Below are 22,091 nucleotides of genomic sequence, written 5' to 3' on the forward strand. Positions count from 1 at the left end.
AGCCGCGAGAGCGGTAGTGGCCGCTGCCTGTCTGCCGCTCACCGCGTGCTCGGCGGGGCTCCCCTCCGGGGGCGCCTCCGGACCGCCCGACGACATCGACATCAGCGGGTACTCCGACGTCCACGCGGTGCTCGACCGATCCGAGGAGTCGATCGTCTATCCGATCGATGCGTTCTTCATCAGTCGTGACGACCTCGGCCGGGTCACCCGGGCGAACGACCTGCTCTGGGACGACTGCATGCGGGAGGGGGGACGCACCTACCCTCCGGCGTCGTTCGATCTGACGCACTCGGTCGACGCGCCGGACACGCCCTTCGGGATCTGGGATCCCGATGGCGCGGCGCGTCACGGGTACGCGCTCGACCCCTCCCTGGACGCCGAGCTCGAGGCTGCGAACGCGGCGATGGTGGCCGCGAGCCAGGCGGATCCGGGGTGGGACGCGGCGCTCGAGGCGTGCCTCGAATCCGTCGACCGCCTTCCCGAGCTCGGACGCGACTTCGCCTGGGAGACTCCGCAGGTCTCCGAGCTGCCGCAGTCGATCCGGAACGATGCCACCTCCCTCGCCATGGCGGACGAGAGGTGGGAGCCTGCCCGGCAGGCGTGGACCGACTGCCTCGTGGCGCGCGGGCTGGCCCTGCAGACCGACGTCGAGTCGCCGTGGGCGCCCCAGGTCCCCGAGGACCCGGAGGCGGCGATCCGGACGGCGGTGCTCGACGTGCAGTGCAAGGAGGAGACGGGCCTCGTCGAGACGCTCAGCTCGCTGCACGCGCAGTACCAGGCCGCCCTGATCGACCGGCACCGGGCGGCGCTCGACGAGGTCGCCGAGAAGGAGCGCGCGATCCTCGCGCAGGCCGACGAGATCATCGCCGGGCACCGGGCCGACCGGTGACGGGACCTGCGCGTGTCCGGCTTCCGGGAGTGGTCCGCCCCGGGATCCTCCTCGCCTTCGTCGTCGTCGTCGCCCTCGTCGGCGCGGCGGGATTCGGCCTCGGCGCGTCGATGCGCACGGCGGCGGCCGTCGACGAGGCGGCAGCGGAGGAACCGCCCGCGGTCGAGGCGGCGGTGGAGCGCCGCTCGATCTCGCCGCCGCGCACGATCCAGGGGGTGGTCGACGCGGGCGACACCGAGACGGTCGGCTTCACGGGGATCAGCGATCCCGCGGTCCTGCCGTACGTGACGGAGGTCGGCGCCGGTGCGGGGGAGGCGCTCGCGAACGGCGGACTGCTCCTCGCCGTGGCCGGGCGGCCGCGCATCGCGCTGCGGGTCTCCGCGCCTCTCTACCGCGACCTGCGCGTCGGAGACGTCGGCGCGGACGTCGAGTCGTTCGAGGCGGCTCTCCAGGCCGCGGTGGGCGGGGACTTCGACGTCGACGAGACGATGACCGCCCGCACCGCGGCAGCGGCGGAGGAGCTGTGGGCGAGCCTCGGCTACGACCTGCCCACCAGGACCGCGGCGGCGAGCGCGGAGACCACGACCCCCTCGAGCCGTGCCGCGCCCGAGCCCTTCGTCGATGTGCGGGAGATCGTGCAGCTCGCCTCCGACACGGTGACGGTCGCGAGCGTCCTCGCGGTCGGCGACAGCGCGACCGCCGACGCACCTCTGGCGACCCTGCAGACGAGCCCGAGGCGCATCGTGGCCCGCGCGACGGTGCTCGACGCCGAGGTGTTCCCGGCGGGGACGCCCCTCCTCCTGCGCGCCGACGGGCGGCCGGAGCAGACCGGTCAGGTCGGTCGTCTGGGCGACTTCGCCGACTCCGACGGGACGGCCGGGAGTGCTGCGGGGCGGGACGTGCACGTGGATCTCCCCGCGGAGTGGTCGGATCTGCCCGAGACGTCGACCGTCACGATGACCACCGTCGCGGCGGGCGAGCCCGTCCTCGCCGTTCCCCTCTCCGCGGTGCACGACGCGTCGACCTCGCCGTTCGTCGTCGTCGCCCACTCGACGCGATTCGCCCGCGGCGACGAGGTCCCGGTCACCGTGCTCGGGTCGGGAGACGGCTGGGTGCGGATCGACGAGGCGTCGGGGCTGGTCGACGGCGACACGATCGTGCTGAGCCCGTGACCGCTCCTCTCCTCTCGCTGCGCGGCGCGACCCGTCGCTACGCCGGCCCGACGGGCACCCGCGCGCTCGACTCCGTCGACCTCGACGTGCAGGCGGGAGAGTTCGTCGCCGTGATCGGCCGCTCGGGCGCCGGCAAGTCGACCCTCCTCAACGTCCTCGGCCTGCTCGACTCCGCCGATTCGGGGGAGTACCGGATCGGGGGCCTCGACGTCTCCGCTCTCTCCGAGACGGAGCGCGACGCCCTCCGCTCCCGGACCTTCGGGTTCGTGTTCCAGGACTCGTTCGTGCTGCCGAGCGAGAGCGTCGCCCGCAACGCGGCTCTCCCGCTCCGGATGCGGGGAGAGGGGCGCGGGAGTCAGATCGACGCCGTGGGCCGCGTCCTCGACGGGTTCGGACTGCTCCCGGTCGCGGAGCAGCCCGCCGGGACCCTCTCCGGCGGGGAGCGCCAGAGGACCGCCGTCGCCCGCGCCGTCGTCGGGCGACCGGCGGTGATCCTCGCGGACGAGCCCACCGGCAGTCTGGACGCCGACACCGGCGCGGGCGTGATGGAGATGCTCGTCGACCTCCACCGCTCCGGGGTCACGGTCGTGGTGATCACGCACTCGGCGGAGGTCGCGGCGATCGCCGACCGGTGCATCCGCCTCGCCGACGGACGCATCGACTCCGACACCGGAGCCGCCTCGTCGGGCGGGTCGCCCCCGGTGCCGCCGGCCGCCGACAGCGCGCCGACCCGATCGCCCCGACCTCGCCGCCGCTCCGGGTGGCTGTTCGGCGACGCCGTGTCGTCGCTGCTGCTCTCCCCGGCCCGCACCGCCGGCGTCCTCGCCGCCTTCGTGATCGCCGTCGCCGGACTCGTGACGTCGGTCGGGATGAGCGCGACGGCGGCCGGTCAGGTCTCGCAGCGACTCGACGCGGCGGCGCTCGACCAGGTGGTGGCGCGGCTCCCCGACACCTCGACCCGGGAGGACCTCCGGCGCGCCGCGGCCTCGGTCGCCGCGCTCGACGGAGTGCTCGCCGCCGGCGCACGCACGACTCTCGCGGCGACGGCCGCCCGGCCCGGGCGCTGGATCGGCGGCTCCGAGGTCTCGTCCGAGGCGCCGGTGCTCGCCGTCGACGCGGACTTCCTCGACGTGGAGCTCGCGTCGGTGGCGCCGGCGACCGCGGCGGCCTGGCTCGACGTCGAGGACGGAGTGCCGGTGGCTCTGCTCGGCGCGGGCGCCGCGGAGGATCTCGGCATCCCGACCACGCGCACCGGCGACACCCTCCGGATCGACGGCCAGTCCGTCGTCGTCGCCGGCTTCGTCCTCTCCTCACCGCGGGACCCCGCTCTCGCCGAGTCGATCCTGGTCTCGGCGACCGACTTCGCCGTCCCGCCGCAGTCGGAGCACCACGTCGTCGCGCGGACCAAGGCGGGGCGCCCCGCGGCGATCGCCGAGTCCGTCCCGCTCGCCGTCGACCCCGGGCACCCCGAGACCGTCGTGGTGCAGACCGTCGCGGATCTGCGGCGGCTCACCCGCGGAGTGAGCAGCGATCTCGCCGCGAACCTGCTCGTCGTCTCGGCGGTGCTCCTGCTCCTCGTCTGCGTCAGCAGCGCCACCTCGATGTTCCTCGCAGTGTCGGCGCGCACCCGCGAGATCGCCCTGCGCCGGGCGGTCGGGGCGACGCGGCGCGACATCCGAGTGCTCTTCCTCCTGGAGGGAACGGCGATCGGGGCCGCGGGCGGGGTCTCGGGACTGGCGCTGGGCACTCTTGCGACGGCGCTGCTCAGCGGGGCTCAGGGCTGGTCGCCGGTACTCGACCCCGTCAGCGCCCTGGTCGGAGTCGCCGCGGGGATCGGGGCCGGCGCCCTCTCGGCCGTCGGCCCCGCCCTCCGCGCCGCCCGCGTCGAGCCCGCGCTCGCGCTCCGAGCCGGGTGACCCGGCCGCGGCACCGGACGGCCACTCCGGCGTCACCGGGATGTCGACGGGGAGCCGTAGCGTCCGGGGCATGACCGGACTCCCCCTCCTCGCCACCGACGACGTCCAGCTGCGCTGGGCCCGTCCCGAGGTGCTCGATTCGTCGCGGCACCGGATGCTCCGCCTCCTCACCCTCGCCGAGCGCCTCCGCTACGAGGCGACCGGACGCCGCGAGACCCGCGACAGCTTCCTCCTCGGCCGGGTCCTCGTCCGCGAGCTCGCCGCGGAGACCCTCGGCATCGATCCGCTCGAGATCACTGTCGACGCCCGCTGCGAGCGCTGCAGCGGCCCGCACGGCCGCCCCGTGCTCGGCGGCGAGCACCCCGCGCTCGAGCGGATGCGGATCAGCATCGCGCACTGCGACGGCGCGGTCGTCGCCGCTCTCGCCACGGGGCGCGACCTCGGCATCGACGCCGCCCGCACCCGCACGGTCCGCGACCGGGTCGCGGCAGGCGACGCGACGGCGGAGCAGGTGCTGCACGAGCTCCGCTCCCAGGCGGTCGCGAAGGCCGACGGGCGAGGGGCGACGAGCGAGGAGCCGGTGCGCTTCCGCACCCGTGAGGGCGCGACGGAGGCGTGGATCGAGGGCTCCGAGCGCTACTTCGCGGTCTCGGAGCCGATCGTGCACTCGGCGCTCGTCGTCACCCTCGCCGTCGCGCAGGACTGAGCGTCCCGCCGCTCACTCGAAGAGCGAGAGGGTCAGCGTCGAGCGGTAGGCGCCGGGGGCGACCGAGCGCTCGGTCACCAGGCGCAGCTCGGCGGTCGCGGACGCCGTGACCGGGCCCTCGGACGCCGCGAGGAGGAGCGCGTCGCGGAGTCCGTCGCCGCCCTCGAGCACGGACGGGGCTCGCTCGCCCGCGCGGGCCCCTGCCGACTCGCCGACCAGCGACGGAGTCCAGCCGAGGTGGTCGGCGCTGATCCGGCCCGAGGCGCTCACGACATCCCCGGCCGAGGCGAGGACGTACCAGGCCCCGGAGGCCCCCGTCTCGCGGGTGTCGGTGACGGTGACCGTGGGGAGAGCGCCGCGGAACTCGCGCCGCTGCGGACCCGCCTCCGACTCGCTCAGCTGCGTCGAGGAGCCCGCCACCGTCAGGGCCAGCGCGCCGGGACCCGCCGTCGGGTCGATCGCGACGCCGACGTCGACGCCCTCGGCGTCCACGACGGCCTCCGCGGGGGCCTCCGACCCCGGGGTCCCGGTCGCGCGCGGAGCGGCGTCGCCGGTCGGCTCCCCGCTGCTCACCTCCGCGCCTCCGCAGCACGGGGTGACGCGCGGCGCCGTCTCGTCGCCCAAGACCGCGGACGTCGGAGTCGGTGTCGGAGTCGGCGTCGGCGTCGGTTCCGGCGTCTCGGCGACCACCGCCTCGGCGCTCGGCTCGGGAGCGGTCGCCGCCTCGGGCGCGAGTGCCGCCGAGGCGAAGACCACGGCCAGTGCCAGAGCGGCGGTGGGGACGGCGGCCGAGAGGGCTGCGCGGGTGGTGCGGATCACAGGGTCTGCCGTTCGTCGAGTCGGGAGGGGCACCGACCTGTGATTCCTATCAGCCGCTCGGACGGCGACGGCACCCCTCGTCCGGGTGGAGGCCGCCGGTGCGCGGGCACGCCGGAAGGAGGGACGGATCGGGACCCGTCCCTCCTCCTCGGCGCTCAGGTCAGCAGGTGCGCGAGGGGTACGCCACCTTCTGCTCGAGCGTGGCTCCGCCTCCTGTCGCGGTCACGACGACCTCGCCGGCCGGCATGCTCGCCTGACGCGTGGTGAAGCCGTGCGTCGCGTTCGACCCGGCGGCGACGGCGGTGAACGACTTCTGTCCGTAGGCCGAACCGAAGGTCATGCCGAGCGGGGCGGTCTCGCCGTTGGTCGCGGTCACCGAGAGGATCGCCTTGCCGGCCACGCACCGCGACGACACGGAGGCGGTGACCTTCAGGGCCGGCGCCGCACTCTCGGGGACCACGATCTCGGAGATCTTGAGGTACGAGTTCGGCGTCGAGAAGGTCAGCTTCAGTCCGGTCGCCGTCACCGCGGTGAAGGGGACGGTCGTCAGCGCTCCGTTCGCCGCCGGGGCGACGTTCTGGGCCGACGTCGGCTTCCACGTGCCGTCCGCTGCGCGGTACGCCACGCTCACCGAGGCGAGGGTGCCCTCGGTGTTGGTGAAGCTCAGACCCGCGACGCGGTGCGCCTCGGTGTTCGTCAGGGTGAAGTCGGCACTGCCCGCGAACGTCCCGTCGGTCCAGGTCGACCACGCGGTGGTGACGTTGCCGTCGCACGCGTTCGCGGCGGGGAGCGTCGCCCACTTCGTCTGGCTGAACGACGCCGAGACGGCGGCGCCCTTCACCCGGCAGACGTTGACCGGGGGCGCGGTGCCCCAGATCTGCACCTCCGAGATCGACTGCCAGGTGTTCGCGGTGCTCGTCAGGTGCAGGCGCAGCCCGGTGGTGTCGGGCAGCGACGACAGGTCGAGCACGACCGTCGGCGCGGCGTCGGTCGCGGCCTGCGAGAGGGTCGCGCCGACCGTGCTCGTGGTCCACGCCCCGTTCACCTGGTACTCCACCTCGATGCGCGAGGGCCAGGTGGCCGTCGCGCCGTCCTTGAAGGCGTGCACCGTCACGGAGTCGAGGTTCTGCGGCGTGCTCCACGAGAACGCGAGGCGGCTGTCGCGCGGGTAGCCCGAGCCCGACCAGTCGTCCCAGCCCTTCGCCTCCGTGTCCCCGTCGATGAGCTTCGGCGCGAGGTCGGCGCGGCTCGAGACCGTCACCGAGGCTCCGGGCGCGAGGTTGGCGATGCCCGGCTCGGCGACCTCGATGGTGCGGGTGAAGGTGCGTCCGGCCGCGAACTCGGAGTCGGCGGCGAGGACGCCGGTGACCTGCAGGGTGCCGAGGGCCGCGGGGCCGGTCGGCTCCCAGGTCACGGCGACGTCGCGCGTGCCGGTGCCGGTCTTCACCGACACGTTCGCGGGGAGCACGGCCGCGACGTCGGCGTTCCGCCGCACCGTGTCGGGCAGGCGGTCGTCGACGACCGACCAGGTGCCGGCTCCGACGCCCTTGTCGTCCCAGTAGGATGCGTCCCAGCCGTCCGCCCAGCGGGCCGGGTCCTCGACGGCGGGGTTGCGCATCTCGAGCCGGCCGTTCTCGCCGATGGTCATCGGGAGCCAGACGTAGGTGGAGTCGGAGGCGCCGTCGTTCCAGCGGTCGCCCATGTAGACGTACTTCCCGGGCGCGAGGGTCAGGACGTTCGTCGACTGCGAGCCGAAGGTGGTGGCCCGCGTGTCTCCGATCGACAGACGCCCGTCGCCGCCCTCGGGGATCGAGTTGTAGGCGACGTTCTCGTTCGCGTCGTCCTTCTCGACTCCGCGGATCCACGAGCCGAGGATCGAGTCGGCGGTGTAGTACGTCTGCTGGTTCGGCGCCCACCCCGTCGCTCCGGAGGCGATCGTGTAGTACTTCCCGCCGTTCGCGAAGATCGCCGGAGCCTCGAGGTGACCGCACTCCTTCACGATCTGGAAGTCGGTGCCGCGGACCGGAGCGCCGGCCTTCCCGTCGGCGAAGACGTAGGGGTACCTCCCGTCGGCCGAGTACTGGTTCGCGTCGAGGGTGTCCGTGGTGGTGGTGCGCTCGACGTTGGTGTAGCTCGCGTCGAGCTTGGCGACGTAGAGCGTGTAGTTCTCCTCGGAGGAGTAGGAGATGTAGGCGGTGCCGTCCCCGTCCTGGAACACGGTCATGTCGCGCGCCTGGCCGGGCACGGCCGACGAGGTGCACGCCTGGTAGTTCGAGCGGTTGTAGAGCCGGTAGACGCCCTGGAGCGTGAAGGGACCGGTCGGGCTGTCCGAGGTCGCGACTCCGGCCATCGACCGCGCGTAGGTGCTGCCGCCCGCCTCGGTGCGCCCGTCGGAGTGCCACCACATGACCCACTTGCCGGTCGTCTCGTTGAAGAGGACCTTGGGCCGCTCGAAGATCGCGGTGTTCGGCGAGGACTGGGTGGTGTCGAGGTGGTAGTCGAGCTCGGCGATGCGGTCGGCGCGGGGCAGGCCCGCATCGTCGACCGTGTCGTAGAGCGCGTCGAAGTACGGCTGCTCCAGATCCGACGGAGTCGAGACGCTGCGCAGCGCGGTGCCCTCGTTCTCCCAGTTGTGGCCGTCGGTCGAGCGGTAGACCGCGACTCCGGGGCTGTCCCAGTAGCCGTTGGTGCGGTCCTCGCCGTACCAGTACTGGACCTGCTGCCCGTCCTCCTCGACGGTGACGATCTGCCCGCCGTGCGCCTGGATGTGGCGGCCGTCGGTGTCGTACCAGTAGGGCTGGAAGTAGCCGGAGGCGCCGCGTCCCGGATCCTGGATCGCGGGATAGTCGGTGTAGACCGGCGGAGAGCTGGTGCGCGGGACCCCGTCGTCCGGGTCGGTCACCACCCCTGCCGCTGCGGCGGGCTGCGCTCCGACTCCGAGGAGTGCCGCGACCAGGAGGGCCGCCACCGCCGCTCCGGCCGATCGTGTACGAGACGTCATGCTGTGCTCCTTTGCACGGGACCTGCGCGGATGTTCACGCAAACATCCGCCTTCACCGTACATGGTGACGTCAACATGCGCGAGGGAGGCCGGCCCTCCTCCCTCAGCGCGGGGCGCACAGCGTCGCGAGCGACTCCTCGTGCAGCGGCACCGTCTCCCACCGCGCCGTGACCGTGCCGCCGGAGAGCGCGAGGTGCAGGCGGTGCGGCGTCTCGAGGAACACCAGGTCGACCAGCAGGACGCCGTCGGAGGATCGACCGGCGCTCGCCGCGATCGCCTCGGTCGTGGTCCACTCGCCCGAGCCCGGCGAGAGCAGCAGTCGGCCCTCGCCCTCGATCAGGGCGAGCGTCCAGCCGTCCGCGGCGGCCGAGACCTCGACGGCGGTGAGCGAGGGCGCGTCGGAGCCGGGCGCGGGCTCGAAGCGGCCGGGCGCGGGAGCCCCGGTGAGGCCCTCGAGCGGCGGGAGAGCGAGGGAGGCGAGGCGCGCGGTGAGGCGCTGGTCCGCCTCCGCCGACGACTCCCGGCCGATCGCGGGCAGCAGGTGCTGCCACACGAGCTGCAGGAGCGTCTCGGTCTCGGCGGTCTGACCCGTCACGGCGACCACGAGGCCGTGCTCGGGCACGATGAGGCTGAACTGCCCGTACGCCCCGTCGGCGCGGTAGCCGTGCAGCGACCGCCAGAACTGGAACCCGTAGCCCTGCTGCCAGTCGGGACCGCCCGCCTCCGCTGTCGCCACGTGCGCGGTCGACGCCTCGGCCACCCACTCCGGCGAGAGCAGCTGCCGCCCCTCCCACCGCCCGTTCTGCAGGTACAACTGCCCGAGCGCGGCGGCCGCCTCGGTCGTGGCGTGCAGCCCGCTGTAGCCGATCTCGCGGTCGGAGGCGTCGCGCAGCCACGCGGTCCGGCCGATCCCGAGCGGATCGAGCAGCCGCGGTCGCAGGTACTCGGTCAGCGAGCCTCCGCTCACCCGCGCGACGATCGCGGCGGCTGCGAAGGTGCACGGCTGGTTGTAGGCGAAGACGCTTCCCGGCTCCTGCTCGGGAGGCGTCAGCAGGAACCCGCGCACCATGTCGACCGGGTCGGCGTCGCGGGCGCGGTCGATGGTCTCGGCGGTGTGGCCGCTCGCCATCGCGAGCACGTGCCGCACGCGGATCGAGCGCGAGCGCGGATCGGTCACCTCGGAGTCGAGCTCGGGGAAGTAGGAGAGCACCGTCGCATCGAGGTCGACGAGGCCCTCGTCCACCGCGAGGCCGATCGCTGTCGCGGTGAAGCTCTTGCTCAGCGAGTAGAAGAGGTGCAGGCTCTCGGCGGTGTAGGGCGCCCACCAGCCCTCGGCGATCACGTGCCCGCCGTGCACGACCATCAGGCCGTGCAGCTCGACGCCGGCCGCGGCCTCGAAGGAGTCGACGAGGTCGAGGATCCCGATCGCGTCGACGGAGCGGGAGGAGGGGGTGCTTCTCGGCAGTGAGCGCGTCATGCTCCGATGCTAGGGCGGGGCGCGCGCTGGCCTCGGGTCCGGTGCCGCCCCGCCGTCGCTCAGCTCTTCTCGCTACGCTTCACCTGTGCCTCTTCCTGCCGCCCGATCCGCGCGCGCCCGCGCGTCGGTGTCGGCCGCCTTCCCGAACCGGCTCCTGCTGACCAAGCGCACCTCGGGGACCAACGGCTGGATGAGCCTGTGGGGGACGAACGCGCACGGCGAGATCGCCGGCTGCCCGCCTCCGCGCGCCTGATCCGCGACCGCCCCTCCTCGGAGCCAGCGGCCGCGCTTCCCCGCGCTCGCCCCCCTTCTTCCGAAACGGACGACCCCTTGGCTCACCACGACCTGCCCTCAGACCAGGCTCCGCACTCGATCTGGCGGGGCCTCCGCCAGACGCTGCGGAAGGACACCGTCGGAGGCGCGTTCCTCCTGACGGCGACCCTCCTCGCGCTGATCATCGCCAACAGCCCCGCCTCGGGCCTCTACGAGGCGGTGCGCGACTTCCGCTTCGGCCCCGAGGCGCTGCATCTGAACCTCAGCGTCGGCTCGTGGGCGGCCGACGGCCTGCTCGCGATATTCTTCTTCGTCGTCGGACTCGAGCTCAAGGAGGAGTTCGTCGCCGGCAAGCTGCGCGACCCGCGCACGGCCCTCGTGCCGATCGTCGCGGCCGTCGGCGGAGTCGCGGTGCCGGCGCTGATCTTCGTGGCCGTCAACCTTCCCCGCGGTGGTGCCGCGCTCGACGGCTGGGCGATCCCCGCCGCGACCGACATCGCCTTCGCCGTCGCGGTGATCGCCGTCGTCGGTCGATTCCTGCCTCCGGCGCTGCGCACCTTCCTGCTGACCCTCGCCGTGGTCGACGACCTCATCGCCATCACGATCATCGCCGTCTTCTACACCGCCGGGATCGACGTCGTGATGCTCGCCCTCGCACTGATCCCGCTCGCGGTCTTCGCGGTGTGCGTGCAGCGCGGGGTCCGCGCCTGGTGGGTGCTGATCCCGCTGGGCGTCGCGACCTGGGCGCTCGTGCACGCCTCCGGCATCCACGCGACGGTCGCCGGCGTCCTGCTGGGCTTCGTGGTCCCCGTGGTCGCGACGAAGCGCGCGCGGGTGCGGGTCGGCTCCGACGCCTCGGGCCGCCCCCTGTACGACGGCCTCGCGGCCCACTTCGCCGACCGGTGGAGCGTGCTGTCCACCGCCTTCGCCGTGCCCGTCTTCGCCTTCTTCTCGGCCGGCGTCACCGTGGGCGGCTTCTCGGGCCTCATCGAGTCGTTCCAGGACTCGATCGCGGTGGGCATCATCGCCGGCCTCGTGCTGGGCAAGGCGATCGGGATCACCGGCAGCACCTTCCTCCTCACGAGGTTCCGCGGGATCTCGCTCGATCCGACGCTCCGGTGGATCGACGTGATCGGGATGGCGTTCGTCGCGGGCATCGGCTTCACCGTGTCGCTCCTGGTCGGCGAGCTCTCGTACGGCGCGGGAAGCGAGTCCGACGACCACGTGAAGGTCGGCGTCCTCGCCGGCTCGTTCCTCGCGGCCCTCATCGGAGGCGGCATCCTCGCCGTCCGCAACCGGCACTACCGCCGGGTCGACGCCGACGCCCAGGACGTCGCGGTCGCGGAACCCGCCGACTGACGCGCTCGCCGAGCGGTCCGCGGGTCAGCTCCGGGAGGGATCGCCGATCGGGCCGCCGGTACCGGCCGCCCCGGGGAAGGGCCCGAGGCCCAGCAGGAACCGGAGGATCTCCTCGACGCCCTCGCGGACGGCGGGGCCCGATCCGAGCTCCCAGGTCGCGTCGACGGGCACGAGGGAGCGGCCGCGCACGGCGGCGCGGATGGCCAGAGGAGCGCGCTGCAGTCTGTCGAGGGCGACGGCGCCCGAGACCCGGTCGGGCAGCGCGACTCCGGTCGAGAGGGCGAGCTCGACGCGCACGACCTCGACCAGCTCGGCGACGCCGTGCGGGCCCTGGCCCGAGCGGCGCGCGGAGGCGAGGGCGGCCAGGGCGGAGGGGATCCCGGCGGGCGGGGGAGGGGACGACGCCTCGCGGGCGCCAAAGCGCGTCGCGAGGCGCTGACCGGTGCTGCTCGAGAGGCGCACCACGAGGTCTCCGAGCAGGGAGACGGCACTGGCCGCCTCACCCTCCGCGAGGGAGGGGGAGGCGGCCAGGACGGCGAGGCGGTCGAGCCGATCCGCCACGAGGGGGCGCCAGTCGTTGCTGACGCCCGACTCGTCGGCCGAGGGCCCGATGCTCAGCGGGAGGAACCGCGACCAGTCGGGCACGGGGCCTAGCGCCCGCCCGAGCGGCGCTTGTTGTAGACGTCGAAGGCGACCGCGAGCAGGAGCACGAGGCCCTTGACCGCCTGCTGCCACTCGATGCCGATGCCCATGATCGACATGCCGTTGTTCAGGACGCCGATGATGAGACCACCGAGGATCGCGCCTCCGATGGTGCCGACACCGCCCTGGACCGCCGCGCCGCCGATGAACGCGGCCGAGATGGCCTCGAGCTCGAAGCCGTCGCCCGCCTTCGGACCGGCGAGGTTGAGGCGCGCGGTGAAGACGAGGCCGGCCAGCGCCGCGAGGACGCCCATGTTGACGAACAGCCAGAAGGTGACGTTGCGGGTCTTGATGCCCGACAGCTCTGCGGCGTGCAGGTTGCCGCCGATCGCGTAGACGTGGCGGCCGAAGACCGAGCGGTTCATGACGACGCCGTAGACCAGCACGAGCACGGCCAGCACGATCAGCGTGACCGGGATGCCCTTGAACGAGGCCAGCGCGAAGGAGAAGGCGCCGATGACGAGCGCGACGAGCACGAGCTTCGTGACGAACCACGCGCCGGGCTCGACGCCCTGGTTGTACTGCTGGCGTCCGCGGCGGGTGCGGATCGACTGCACGGTGAACGCGATGATCGCGAGCGCGCCGACTCCGAGCGACAGCGGGTCGAGGGCGGTCTCGCCGAACAGGTCGGTGAGGAAGCCGTTGCCGAGCGCGCGGTACTCGACCGGGAACGAGCCGATGTTGGCGTTGCCCAGGACGACGAGCGCGAGACCGCGGAAGATCAGCATGCCCGCCAAGGTCACGATGAACGCGGGTATCCCCACGAACGCGATCCAGAAGCCCTGCCACGCTCCGACCAGCGCTCCGATGAGCAGCGACAGGATGATCGAGAGCCACCACGGGAGCCCCATGTTGACGGCGAAGACGCCCGACATGGCGCCGACGAACGCGGCGATCGAGCCGACCGAGAGGTCGATGTGCCCGGCCACGATGACCATCACCATGCCGATGGCGAGGATCAGGATGTAGCCGTTCTGGACGATCAGGTTCGAGATGTTCTGCGGGCGCAGGAGGATCCCGTTGGTCATGATCTGGAACAGCAGCACCACGACGATGAGGGCGAGGAAGATGCCGTTCTTGCCGAGGTCGCTGAGCACGTGGCTGATGCGCGCCGTGAACGCGTTCTCGACGGGCTTCACCTGCGCTCCCGCCGCGGTCGACGGTTCGTTCTGCAGATCGGTCATCGTTGCTTCTCCTGAGTCATGAGGGTGAGGACGGCCTCGGGCGTCGCCTCGGCGATGGGCAGCTCGCCCGTGATGCGGCCCTCCGACAGCGCGTAGACGCGGTCGCAGATGCCGAGGAGCTCGGGCAGCTCGGAGGAGATCACAATGATCCCCTTCCCGGCGGCCGCGAGCCGGTTGATGATCGTGTAGATCTCGTACTTGGCACCGACGTCGATGCCGCGGGTGGGCTCATCCAGGATGAGGACGTCGGGGTCGGAGTAGATCCACTTCGACAGGACGACCTTCTGCTGGTTGCCGCCCGAGAGCTTGCCGGTCTTGGCGAGCACGGTCGGCGACTTGATGTTCATGCTGCCGCGGTACTCGTTGGCGACCTCGAACTCGCGGTTGTCGTCGACGAGCCCGGTCTTCGACACCTTGTCGAGGGAGGCGAGCGAGATGTTCCGCTTGATGTCGTCGATGAGGTTGAGGCCGTAGTGCTTGCGGTCCTCGGTGGCGTAGGCGAGACCGTGCGCGATCGCCTCGGAGACGTTGCGCATCTTGATCTCCTTGCCGGCCTTGAAGACCTGGCCCGAGATCCGGCTGCCGTAGGAGCGGCCGAAGAGGCTCATCGCGAACTCGGTGCGCCCGGCGCCCATGAGCCCTGCGATGCCGACGATCTCGCCGCGGTGCACGTTGAGGTTCACCTTGTCGACCATCACGCGGGTGGGGTCCTGCGGGTGGTGGGCCGTCCAGTCGACGACGCGGAGGATCTCCTCGCCGATGTGCGGCGTGTGGTCCGGGTAGCGGTGGTCGAGATCGCGCCCGACCATGTCCTTGATGATCCGGTCCTCGGTGACGTCGTCGTGCGCGATCGTCTCGATCGTCTTGCCGTCGCGGATGACCGTGACGGTGTCGGCGATCTTCTTGATCTCGTTCAGCTTGTGGCTGATGATCAGCGACGTGATGCCCTGCTCCTTGAGGTGCAGGATCAGGTCGAGCAGGTGGTCCGAGTCCTCGTCGTTGAGGGCAGCGGTCGGCTCGTCGAGGATGAGCAGCTTGACCCGCTTGGAGAGCGCCTTGGCGATCTCGACGAGCTGCTGCTTGCCGACTCCGATGTCCTGGATCTTGGTGGTCGGGTTCTCGCGGAGGCCGACGCGGGCGAGCAGCGCCGCCGCCTCCTGGTTGGTCTTGTTCCAGTCGATCAGGCCCGCGAATCCGCGGACCTCGTTGCCGAGGAAGATGTTCTCGGCGATCGAGAGGTAGGGGCTGAGAGCCAGCTCCTGGTGGATGATGACGATGCCCTTCGCCTCCGAGTCGCGGATGCTGGCGAACTGCATCACCTCGTCCTCGAAGACGATGTCGCCCTCGTACGTGCCGTGCGGGTAGACCCCCGACAGCACCTTCATCAGCGTCGACTTGCCGGCGCCGTTCTCGCCGCAGATCGCGTGCACCTCGCCGCGCTCGGCGTTGAGGGTGACGTCCTGCAGCGCCTTCACGCCCGGGAACGTCTTGGTGATGCCGCGCATCTCGAGGATGTTCGTGGTCACGTACGCCTCCATTCCTTCATAGAGCCGGGCCCCCTCGCGGGGGCCCGGCGGTGTCTTACAGCAGCTTCAGTGCACGTCCCGTGTCGGAGACGTTGTCCGAGGACCAGTTAGCCGTTGACTTCGGCGTCGGTGTAGTAGCCACCGTCGACGAGCACGGACTGGATCTCGTCCTTGGTCACGATGACCGGCTCGAGCAGGTACGACGGGACGACCTTCTCGCCGTTGTCGTAGGTCTCGGTGTCGTTGACCTCGGGCTCGGTGCCCTCGAGGACGGCCTGTGCCATCGACACGGCCTCCTTGGCGAGCTCGCGGGTGTCCTTGTAGATGGTCGCGTACTGCTCACCCGAGATGATCGCCTTGACGGAGTCGAGCTCGGCGTCCTGACCGGTGATGATCGGGAAGTCGGTGCCCACGGTGTAGCCGGCGTCGGTGAGGGCGGAGATGATGCCGCGGCTCAGACCGTCGTAGGGCGAGAGGACGCCCTGGATCTTGGTGCCGTCGGAGTACGTCTTGGTGATGATGTCCTCCATGCGGCTCTGGGCGACCTCGGGGTCCCAGCGCAGCGTGGCGACGGTGTTGAACTCGGTCTCGCCGCTGGCGACGACGAGGGTCTTGTCGTCGATGTAGGGCTGGAGGGTGTCCATCGCGCCGTTGAAGAAGAACGTCGCGTTGTTGTCGTCGGGGCTTCCGGCGAACAGCTCGATGTTGAAGGGACCGGCGGGGGCGTCGGTCGCCTTGTTGCCCTCGAGGTCGGTCAGGCCTAGGCCCGCGAGGAGCGAGGTGGCCTGCTGGACGCCGACCTTGTAGTTGTCGAACGTCGCGTAGTAGTCGACGTTCGCGGAGTCGCGGATGAGGCGGTCGTAGGCGATGACCGGGATGTCGTTCGCGGCCGCCTCCTCGAGCACGCTCGTGAGGGTGGTGCCGTCGATGGAGGCGATGATCAGGGCCTTGGCGCCCTTGGTGATCATGTTCTCGATCTGCGAGACCTGGGTGGGGATGTCGTCCTCGGCGTACTGGAGGTCGACCTGGTAGCCGGCCTCCTCGAGCTGCGACTTCACGTTGTCGCCGTCGGCGATCCAGCGCTCGGAGGACTTGGTCGGCATCGCGACGCCGACGAGGCCGCCGTCGCCCGAACCGGAGCCCGAGTCGCCGCTGCCGGATCCGCCGGCGCAGCCGGCGAGGGAGAGGATCATCGCTCCGCCGGCGATGCCGGCGATGAGAGCGCGCTTCATTGTGGTCACTGTGATTCCTTCGTCATTGAATGCAGTGGGTGGTTCGCCACTGGGAGCAGGTGGGCGGCGATGTGATGGCCATGTGAGCGATCACATTGCGTCATGCTAGCCCCGCTGGCGGGTTTCGTGTCAACGGGTGTGTCTCGACTCGGTAACGGCCGCGCAGCTCGCATCCCCCGGTCCGTCCACGGACCCGTCCGGCGCCGCCGCATCGGCTGTCAAGCCCCGGCGATGAGGAAGCGGGCGGCCGCCGCCGGTGTTGTGGATGGCACTGTCGAAAGGACGAGAAGACATGACCAAGACCTGGTTCATCACCGGCGCCTCGAAGGGCTTCGGCCGCGAGTGGGCCGAAGCGGCACTCGAGCGCGGCGACAACGTCGCCGGCACGGCCCGCCGCCCCGAGACCCTCGACGCGCTCGTCGAGCGCTACCCCGACTCGTTCCTGCCGATCCAGCTCGACGTGACCGACCGCGCCGCCGACTTCGCCGCCGTGCAGCAGGCCGCCGAGCGCTTCGGCCGCCTCGACGTCGTGATCAACAACGCCGGCTTCGGCCACTTCGGCATGATCGAGGAGCTCACCGAGGACGAGGTCAGGGCGCAGCTCGAGACCAACGTGTTCGGCGCGCTCTGGGTCACCCAGGCCGCCCTGCCGATCCTGCGCGAGCAGCGCTCGGGCCACATCATCCAGGTGTCGAGCATCGGAGGCATCAGCGCCTTCCCGTCGATCGGCGCCTACCACGCGTCGAAGTGGGCGCTCGAGGGCTTCAGCCAGGCTCTCGCCGGCGAGGTCGCCGAGTTCGGGATCCACGTGACCCTCGTCGAGCCCGGCGGGTACTCGACCGACTGGTCCGGCGCCTCCGCCTCGCGCAGCGAGCCGATCGCGGCCTACGACGCGGTCCGCGACGCGGCCGCCCGCCGCCCCACCGCCTCCGCGAAGGGCGACCCGAAGGCCTCGCGCATCGGCATCCTCGCGGTCGTCGACGCGGCAGAGCCGCCGCTGCGGATCTTCTTCGGCCGCGCCCCGCTCGGCATCGCCACCGCCGACTACGAGTCGCGCCTGAAGACCTGGAACCAGTGGCAGGACGTGTCGATCGCCGCGCACGGCGAGTAGTCAGAGGCGCGCCGGAGCGGTGAGCGCCCGGGGCACCGCCGTCGATCCGCGGACGAACAGCTGCGGCTCGATCGGCGGTGCCGCCTCCGGCCGCTCGCCCTCGATCAGGCGCAGCAGCGCCGCGACGCAGCGCCGGCCGAGCTCGGCGAAGTCCTGCCGCACGCTCGTGAGCGGCGGCCAGTAGAACGCCGCCTCCGGGATGTCGTCGAAGCCGATCACGCTGACGTCCTGCGGCACGCGGATGCCGCGCTCGTGGAACGCGCTCATCAGGCCGAGCGCCATCTGGTCGTTCGCGGCGAAGACCGCGGTGAAGTCGAGGAACCGCGAGAGCTCGACGCCGACGCGGTGACCGCGCTCGGCGCTCCAGTCGCCCAGGATCGGCGGGCGCAGCGGCACGTTCCGGTGGTCGAGCTCGGCGAGGTAGCCGCGCATGCGCGCCTCCGCCTCGATCCAGTCCTGCGGGCCCGCGAGGTGCACGATCTCGGTGTGCCCCAGGTCGATCAGGTGCCCCGTCGCCATCCGGGCGCCCGCCATCTGGTCGACGTAGAGCGCGTCGTCGCGATCCTGGTCGCTCGTCTGCAGAGTCACGTTCGGGATGCGCAGGGCGACTCCCGAGAGGATGTCGAACACGCGGATCTGCGGCGCGATGACCACGAGACCCTCGATCGCCTGGTTGAGCAGGTGGCGGATCCCGGCCTGGATCGACTCGCCGTCGGTGCCGTCGACGTTCGCCGTGACGACCAGGTAGCCGGCGTCGCGGGCGGCGACCTCGATCGCCTGGATGCTCGATGCGGGGCCGTACTGGAGGCTCTGCGACGAGAGCACGCCGATGGTGCGCGTCCGGCTGGTGACGAGTGCGCGGGCCGCCAGGTTCGGCCGGTAGTCGAGCTCGGCCATCACCTCGAGCACGCGCTTCTTGGTCTCGGCGCGGAGGCTGGGGTGGTCGTTCAGGACGCGCGAGACGGTCTGGTGCGAGACTCCGGCGGCCTTCGCCACGTCGTAGATGCTCGGCGCGCGGGACGCGGGCTTGTCTTCCGGCATCGGGCACCGCGGCTTCCTGTGATCGGGCGGCGCCTCGAGCGGGGGCGTCGCGGCTCGCGGCAGTGCGGGGCCGCCCGTCCGCGGGGCGCGTGTGAGCACACTTTACGTCCCCTTCTCGTCGGCGAACCCCGGTGCGCCGGATCGACCGGCGCTACGGCTCGACGACCTCGTCGCCGTCGCGCGCGCCGGAGAAGGCCGGCTGCCCGCATCTGCTCGCGCGTCGTGGTGGTCCCCGTCGCGCCGCAGACCGTTCCGACGAATGGCGACGCCGGTTCATCACCAGGAGCCGGGAGAGGCACTCACGAAGAGACCGTGGAAAAAGTACCGGACGACTTGTCCGGAGACGCTCAGTGATCTGCGACAAGAGCCGTCCAGGGTCTTGTTCGGACTTCCGGAGAAGTGGCAGATGCGTCGAAAGGCGTTCCGCCGAGCGATGGCCCTGCTCGTCCCAGTGAGGGCGACGCTCAGCAGCGTTTTCTTCCGGGAAGACGGGGCGATTACGGGGAAGCCATCAGCGGTTCGAGGCTGCTTCGAGGACGGAGGAGCGGCCGGTGGTTGCATCGATATCTCCGGAGCGGTGAATCCACAGGGAAGCCCGGACGAAGAGATCCCGTGGTGATTCACCGAATGCTTCGGTGATGTCGGAATCACTTCGAAACACGCCGTGTTCATCGCCCTTAATGGGCGCAAGTCCTCCCTCTCATCTGCTGTGATCAGCTGGTCGAATCGGCCGAAGATCTCGCCGAGTTCGACAGCGAACAGTTCTCCGCCGCCCCGTTCTGCAGGCGTGTGAAGGACTTCGGCAGGAGACCGACCTTCACGGCCCCTTCGAGGCGGCGAGCCCCGGGGCGCCGGATCGACGGGCGCTACGACTCGACGACCTCGTCGTCGTCGTGGGCGCCGTAGAAGGCCGACTGCCCGCGCATCAGCTCGGGCATCGTGGTCGCCCCCGTCGCTCCGTAGACCGTGCCGACGAAGTCGAGCGTGCGCTGGACCGCCCAGATCTCGTCGTGGCGATCGGGGGGCAGGATGCTCGCCGGGGAGCCGACCGCGACCCAGCCGATCGGGACGACGGCGCCCGGCGCGAGCGTGGTGTTCACCTGCACCACGCCGTGGATGCGGACCTCGGCTCCGGCGCCGACGACGCTGCCGGGGAAGAGGGCGGCGCCCGTCGCGATGAAGGCGCCGTCGCCGACGGTGGTGCCGTTGAGATGCGCGTGCGGGCCGACCATCACGGCCGAGCCGATCGAGACCGGGTGGCCGGCGCGTCCGCGGACGACCGCGTTCTCCATGACGACCGTGTCCTCGCCGACGACGATCGCGCCGTCCTCGGCGGTGAGCACGGCGCCGTGCAGGACACGGGCGCCGGCGGCGATGCGGACGTCGCCGATCAGGACGGCGGTGGACGCGACGGACGCGTCGGGGTGGACGACGGGGGAGGCGTCGCGGTGGCGGATGAGCATCCCGGTCTCCGTTCGTCGCGGCCCAGGGTAGCGGGGCGCGGCGGGTAGCGTGGACGGATGCGCCTCCTCCTGATCCGCCACGGCCAGACCCCCTCGAACGTCGCCGGAGTGCTCGACACCCGGATCCCCGGGCCGGGCCTGACGGATCTCGGGCGCGAGCAGGCCGGGGCGCTGCCGGTCACGCTCGCGGGCGAGGGCATCGGCGCGCTCTGGGTGTCGACGATGGTGCGCACGCACGAGACGGCGGCTCCGCTCGCCGCGGCCCTCGGGCTCGAGCCGACCGAGCGCGCCGGCATCCGCGAGATCGCCGCGGCCGCGCTCGAGATGCGCGGCGACGAGGAGGCGGTGACCGAGTACATGGACACCGTGTTCCGCTGGGCGGGCGGCGAGACGTCGCTCCGGCTCGCGGGCGGCGAGACCGGCGACGAGTTCGCGGCCCGGTACGACGCGGTCGTGGCGGAGGCGGAGGCCTCGGGTCACGCTGTCGTCGCGCTGGTCAGCCACGGCGCGGCCATCCGCTGCTGGGCGGGGATGCGCTGCGTCGGGCTCGACGCCCAGTTCATCGCCGACCACCTGCTCGACAACACGGGCGTCGTCGTCGTCGAGGGCTCGGGGTCGAGCTGGGAGCTCGTGTCGTGGGAGGGCGAGCCGGTCAGCGGCGTCGGCGCGGCGGCTCCGTCCGGCCCGGCGGGCGAGACGACGGACTGAACCCGAGCCGCCCGCGCGCACGACGGGCCGCGGGATCCGCGGCTCGAGGCGCGGCGGAGGTCAGAACGGCGGCGGACCGTCCTCGAACCGCGGCCGCGGTGGTGGATCGGGCGGGCGTCCGGGCAGTGCCGGGGGTCGGGTGATGACGCGGCGGCCGGTCGGGGTGGTCCACTCCGCGGTGCCGTCGGGGTGGAGGCGGTAGGTCCAGCGGTCGCCGTGGCGGACGTGGTGGTGCGCCGTGCAGAGCGACGCCAGGTTGTCGAGGCTGGTGTGGCCGCCGTTGCGCCATTCGAGGGTGTGATCGGCCTCGACGGTGGAGGCGGGCCTGGTGCAGCCCGGGAAGCGGCAGGTCTGGTCCCGGAGCTGCAGGTGCAGGCGCATCCGCGAGGGTGGGACGCGGTGGGTGCGGCCGACGGAGACGACGCTTCCGGTGTCCGGGTCGGTGAGGATCCGAGTGAAGGAGGCGCCGACTCCGACGAGTTCGCGCGCGACGCCGGCGGGGATGAGTCCGTAGCCGTCGAGGTGCGCGGGGCTGTCGTCGACTCCGGTGGCGGTGCTCGCCGCGAGCGTCAGGCGCACCTCGGCGCGCACTCCGGGGACGAACGTGGGCGGGACTGTCGGGCCGTCGCCGTCCGGTGTGGTGCCGGCGATGTCGCCGTCGCAGAGCAGGTCCGCGAGGGCGTCGGCGCGCAGCTGAGCCAGGGTCCGCTCGTCGCCCGCGCCGTCGACGGTGGTGTCGCCGGGTGTGCCGTCCCGGAGGGTCCGGGCGATGCGGTCGATGCGATGGAAGGCACCCATCGCGACCTCGGCGGGTAGAAGAGCGCCGAGGGTGGCCATCCCGTCGACCTCCGGACTCACCCACACGCCCCGGTCCGCGCGCGCTCGGACGTGCCGGACGGCGAGGGGTTCGTCGTGCAGCTGGTCCCGCATCCGCGCGACGGCCCGCTGGAGTTGCGTCGGATTCGCGGTGAGCGCGACCTCGGCAGCGCGCTCGTCGAAGACGGCCCGGGATGCGGCCGGAAGAGTGCTCGCCGCGTCGCAGATCACCTGACTCGCCTCCCACAGGATCGCGCCGTCCGCGACCGCCGCGCGGGTGCGCGGGAGGTCCTCGTTCAGCAGCTGCCCGTGCTCGAGGATGCGCGACAGCCTCCGCTCCGTGGTCCGCATCGAGACCGCGAGGTCCGCGCGGATCGACCGCTCGAACAGATCCCGGGACTCGCTGCGGGACAGGCTGCCACCGCGGACGAACGCCTCCGGGATCAACCGCGCCGCGCGGTACGAGGCGTACAGCGCGGTGGCCTTCGCCAACTGCGCCAGCGAAGAGGTCACGTCGGCGCGCAGGGCGATGTCGGCGAGCGCCCTGACCGTGTCAGGCGTCACCTCCGCCGCTGCTTCCGCACCCGTTCTCTCCATACGCATATTGAATCAGGGACCTCCGACACGGAAGCGGCCCCAGCGCCCCAACGAGACAACTCGCCCCCGAATCGCGCCTGTGGAGGAGAGGGGTCGAGT

At 71.9% G+C, this 22,091-nt stretch carries 19 protein-coding genes; 9 read left to right on the forward strand and 10 right to left on the reverse strand.

What is annotated here, in order from left to right:
* The first annotated feature begins 16 nt into the window (after nucleotides 1-16).
* The 4 genes from GSU68_RS04740 to GSU68_RS04755 all read left to right on the forward strand — a co-directional run bounded on the left by GSU68_RS04740 (nucleotide 17) and on the right by GSU68_RS04755 (nucleotide 4,683).
* The gene (locus tag GSU68_RS04740; protein ID WP_159905930.1) at nucleotides 17-889 is read left to right on the forward strand and encodes a hypothetical protein; all 873 of its coding nucleotides are present in this window, start codon (nucleotides 17-19) and stop codon (nucleotides 887-889) included.
* Between the two features lie 29 nt (nucleotides 890-918).
* Nucleotides 919-2,061, forward strand: coding sequence for a hypothetical protein (locus GSU68_RS04745; RefSeq protein WP_159905932.1), 1,143 nt, complete (start codon nucleotides 919-921; stop codon nucleotides 2,059-2,061).
* Nucleotides 2,058-3,977 (forward strand): ATP-binding cassette domain-containing protein, encoded by a 1,920-nt coding sequence (locus GSU68_RS04750; RefSeq protein ID WP_159905934.1) that lies wholly within the window; start codon nucleotides 2,058-2,060, stop codon nucleotides 3,975-3,977. The genes GSU68_RS04745 and GSU68_RS04750 overlap by 4 nt, the downstream gene beginning before the upstream one ends.
* A 70-nt stretch (nucleotides 3,978-4,047) precedes the next feature.
* On the forward strand, nucleotides 4,048-4,683 hold the full coding sequence (locus tag GSU68_RS04755; protein WP_159905936.1) for a 4-phosphopantetheinyl transferase: 636 nt from the start codon (nucleotides 4,048-4,050) through the stop codon (nucleotides 4,681-4,683).
* Nucleotides 4,684-4,695: 12 nt separating this feature from the next.
* Here GSU68_RS04755 and GSU68_RS04760 read toward each other — a convergent pair whose 3' ends face one another.
* From GSU68_RS04760 to GSU68_RS04770, 3 genes are all read right to left on the reverse strand, one after another.
* Nucleotides 4,696-5,502 (reverse strand): hypothetical protein, encoded by an 807-nt coding sequence (locus GSU68_RS04760; protein WP_159905938.1) that lies wholly within the window; start codon nucleotides 5,500-5,502, stop codon nucleotides 4,696-4,698.
* Nucleotides 5,503-5,662: 160 nt separating this feature from the next.
* Nucleotides 5,663-8,503 carry a glycoside hydrolase family 43 protein gene (locus tag GSU68_RS04765; RefSeq protein ID WP_159905940.1) on the reverse strand — a complete coding sequence of 947 codons (2,841 nt, stop codon included), beginning with the start codon at nucleotides 8,501-8,503 and terminating at the stop codon, nucleotides 5,663-5,665.
* Between the two features lie 103 nt (nucleotides 8,504-8,606).
* On the reverse strand, nucleotides 8,607-9,980 hold the full coding sequence (locus GSU68_RS04770; protein WP_159905942.1) for a serine hydrolase domain-containing protein: 1,374 nt from the start codon (nucleotides 9,978-9,980) through the stop codon (nucleotides 8,607-8,609).
* Between the two features lie 85 nt (nucleotides 9,981-10,065).
* Between GSU68_RS04770 and GSU68_RS04775 the strand changes: the two genes are divergently transcribed.
* On the forward strand, nucleotides 10,066-10,233 hold the full coding sequence (locus tag GSU68_RS04775; protein WP_159905944.1) for a hypothetical protein: 168 nt from the start codon (nucleotides 10,066-10,068) through the stop codon (nucleotides 10,231-10,233).
* Nucleotides 10,234-10,310: 77 nt separating this feature from the next.
* Nucleotides 10,311-11,612, forward strand: a complete 1,302-nt coding sequence (nhaA, locus tag GSU68_RS04780) for a Na+/H+ antiporter NhaA (protein WP_208544651.1) — start codon at nucleotides 10,311-10,313, stop codon at nucleotides 11,610-11,612.
* Between the two features lie 24 nt (nucleotides 11,613-11,636).
* Here the strand turns inward: nhaA and GSU68_RS04785 are convergent, their stop codons facing one another.
* The 4 genes from GSU68_RS04785 to chvE all read right to left on the reverse strand — a co-directional run bounded on the left by GSU68_RS04785 (nucleotide 11,637) and on the right by chvE (nucleotide 16,256).
* Nucleotides 11,637-12,257, reverse strand: a complete 621-nt coding sequence (locus GSU68_RS04785; RefSeq protein ID WP_159905946.1) for a hypothetical protein — start codon at nucleotides 12,255-12,257, stop codon at nucleotides 11,637-11,639.
* Nucleotides 12,258-12,262: 5 nt separating this feature from the next.
* Nucleotides 12,263-13,498 (reverse strand): multiple monosaccharide ABC transporter permease, encoded by a 1,236-nt coding sequence (gene mmsB, locus GSU68_RS04790; protein ID WP_159905948.1) that lies wholly within the window; start codon nucleotides 13,496-13,498, stop codon nucleotides 12,263-12,265.
* Nucleotides 13,495-15,024: a multiple monosaccharide ABC transporter ATP-binding protein gene (gene mmsA / locus GSU68_RS04795; RefSeq protein ID WP_056041756.1), complete on the reverse strand. Its 1,530-nt coding sequence runs from the start codon at nucleotides 15,022-15,024 to the stop codon at nucleotides 13,495-13,497. The genes mmsB and mmsA overlap by 4 nt, the downstream gene beginning before the upstream one ends.
* A 107-nt stretch (nucleotides 15,025-15,131) precedes the next feature.
* Complete coding sequence (chvE, locus tag GSU68_RS04800) at nucleotides 15,132-16,256, reverse strand: multiple monosaccharide ABC transporter substrate-binding protein (protein WP_159905950.1); 1,125 nt, start codon at nucleotides 16,254-16,256, stop codon at nucleotides 15,132-15,134.
* A gap of 292 nt (nucleotides 16,257-16,548) precedes the next feature.
* Between chvE and GSU68_RS04805 the strand changes: the two genes are divergently transcribed.
* Nucleotides 16,549-17,367 carry an SDR family oxidoreductase gene (locus GSU68_RS04805; protein WP_159905952.1) on the forward strand — a complete coding sequence of 273 codons (819 nt, stop codon included), beginning with the start codon at nucleotides 16,549-16,551 and terminating at the stop codon, nucleotides 17,365-17,367.
* Here GSU68_RS04805 and GSU68_RS04810 read toward each other — a convergent pair whose 3' ends face one another.
* Entirely contained in the window at nucleotides 17,368-18,408 is a 1,041-nt protein-coding gene (locus tag GSU68_RS04810; protein WP_159905954.1) for a LacI family DNA-binding transcriptional regulator, read from the reverse strand.
* A gap of 259 nt (nucleotides 18,409-18,667) precedes the next feature.
* Here GSU68_RS04810 and GSU68_RS04815 point away from each other — a divergent pair, with 259 nt between their 5' ends.
* Nucleotides 18,668-19,027: a hypothetical protein gene (locus tag GSU68_RS04815; protein WP_159905956.1), complete on the forward strand. Its 360-nt coding sequence runs from the start codon at nucleotides 18,668-18,670 to the stop codon at nucleotides 19,025-19,027.
* Between the two features lie 247 nt (nucleotides 19,028-19,274).
* Here GSU68_RS04815 and GSU68_RS04820 read toward each other — a convergent pair whose 3' ends face one another.
* On the reverse strand, nucleotides 19,275-19,871 hold the full coding sequence (locus GSU68_RS04820; RefSeq protein WP_159905958.1) for a gamma carbonic anhydrase family protein: 597 nt from the start codon (nucleotides 19,869-19,871) through the stop codon (nucleotides 19,275-19,277).
* A 57-nt stretch (nucleotides 19,872-19,928) separates the two neighbouring features.
* On the opposite strand from GSU68_RS04820, the gene GSU68_RS04825 reads away from it, so the two are divergent.
* The gene (locus GSU68_RS04825) at nucleotides 19,929-20,579 is read left to right on the forward strand and encodes a histidine phosphatase family protein (protein WP_159905960.1); all 651 of its coding nucleotides are present in this window, start codon (nucleotides 19,929-19,931) and stop codon (nucleotides 20,577-20,579) included.
* A 60-nt stretch (nucleotides 20,580-20,639) separates the two neighbouring features.
* Here the strand turns inward: GSU68_RS04825 and GSU68_RS04830 are convergent, their stop codons facing one another.
* Nucleotides 20,640-21,959, reverse strand: a complete 1,320-nt coding sequence (locus tag GSU68_RS04830; protein ID WP_159905962.1) for an HNH endonuclease signature motif containing protein — start codon at nucleotides 21,957-21,959, stop codon at nucleotides 20,640-20,642.
* Nucleotides 21,960-22,091: the final 132 nt, after the last annotated feature.

Source organism: Rathayibacter sp. VKM Ac-2759, assembly GCF_009834225.1.
Taxonomy (GTDB): domain Bacteria; phylum Actinomycetota; class Actinomycetes; order Actinomycetales; family Microbacteriaceae; genus Rathayibacter.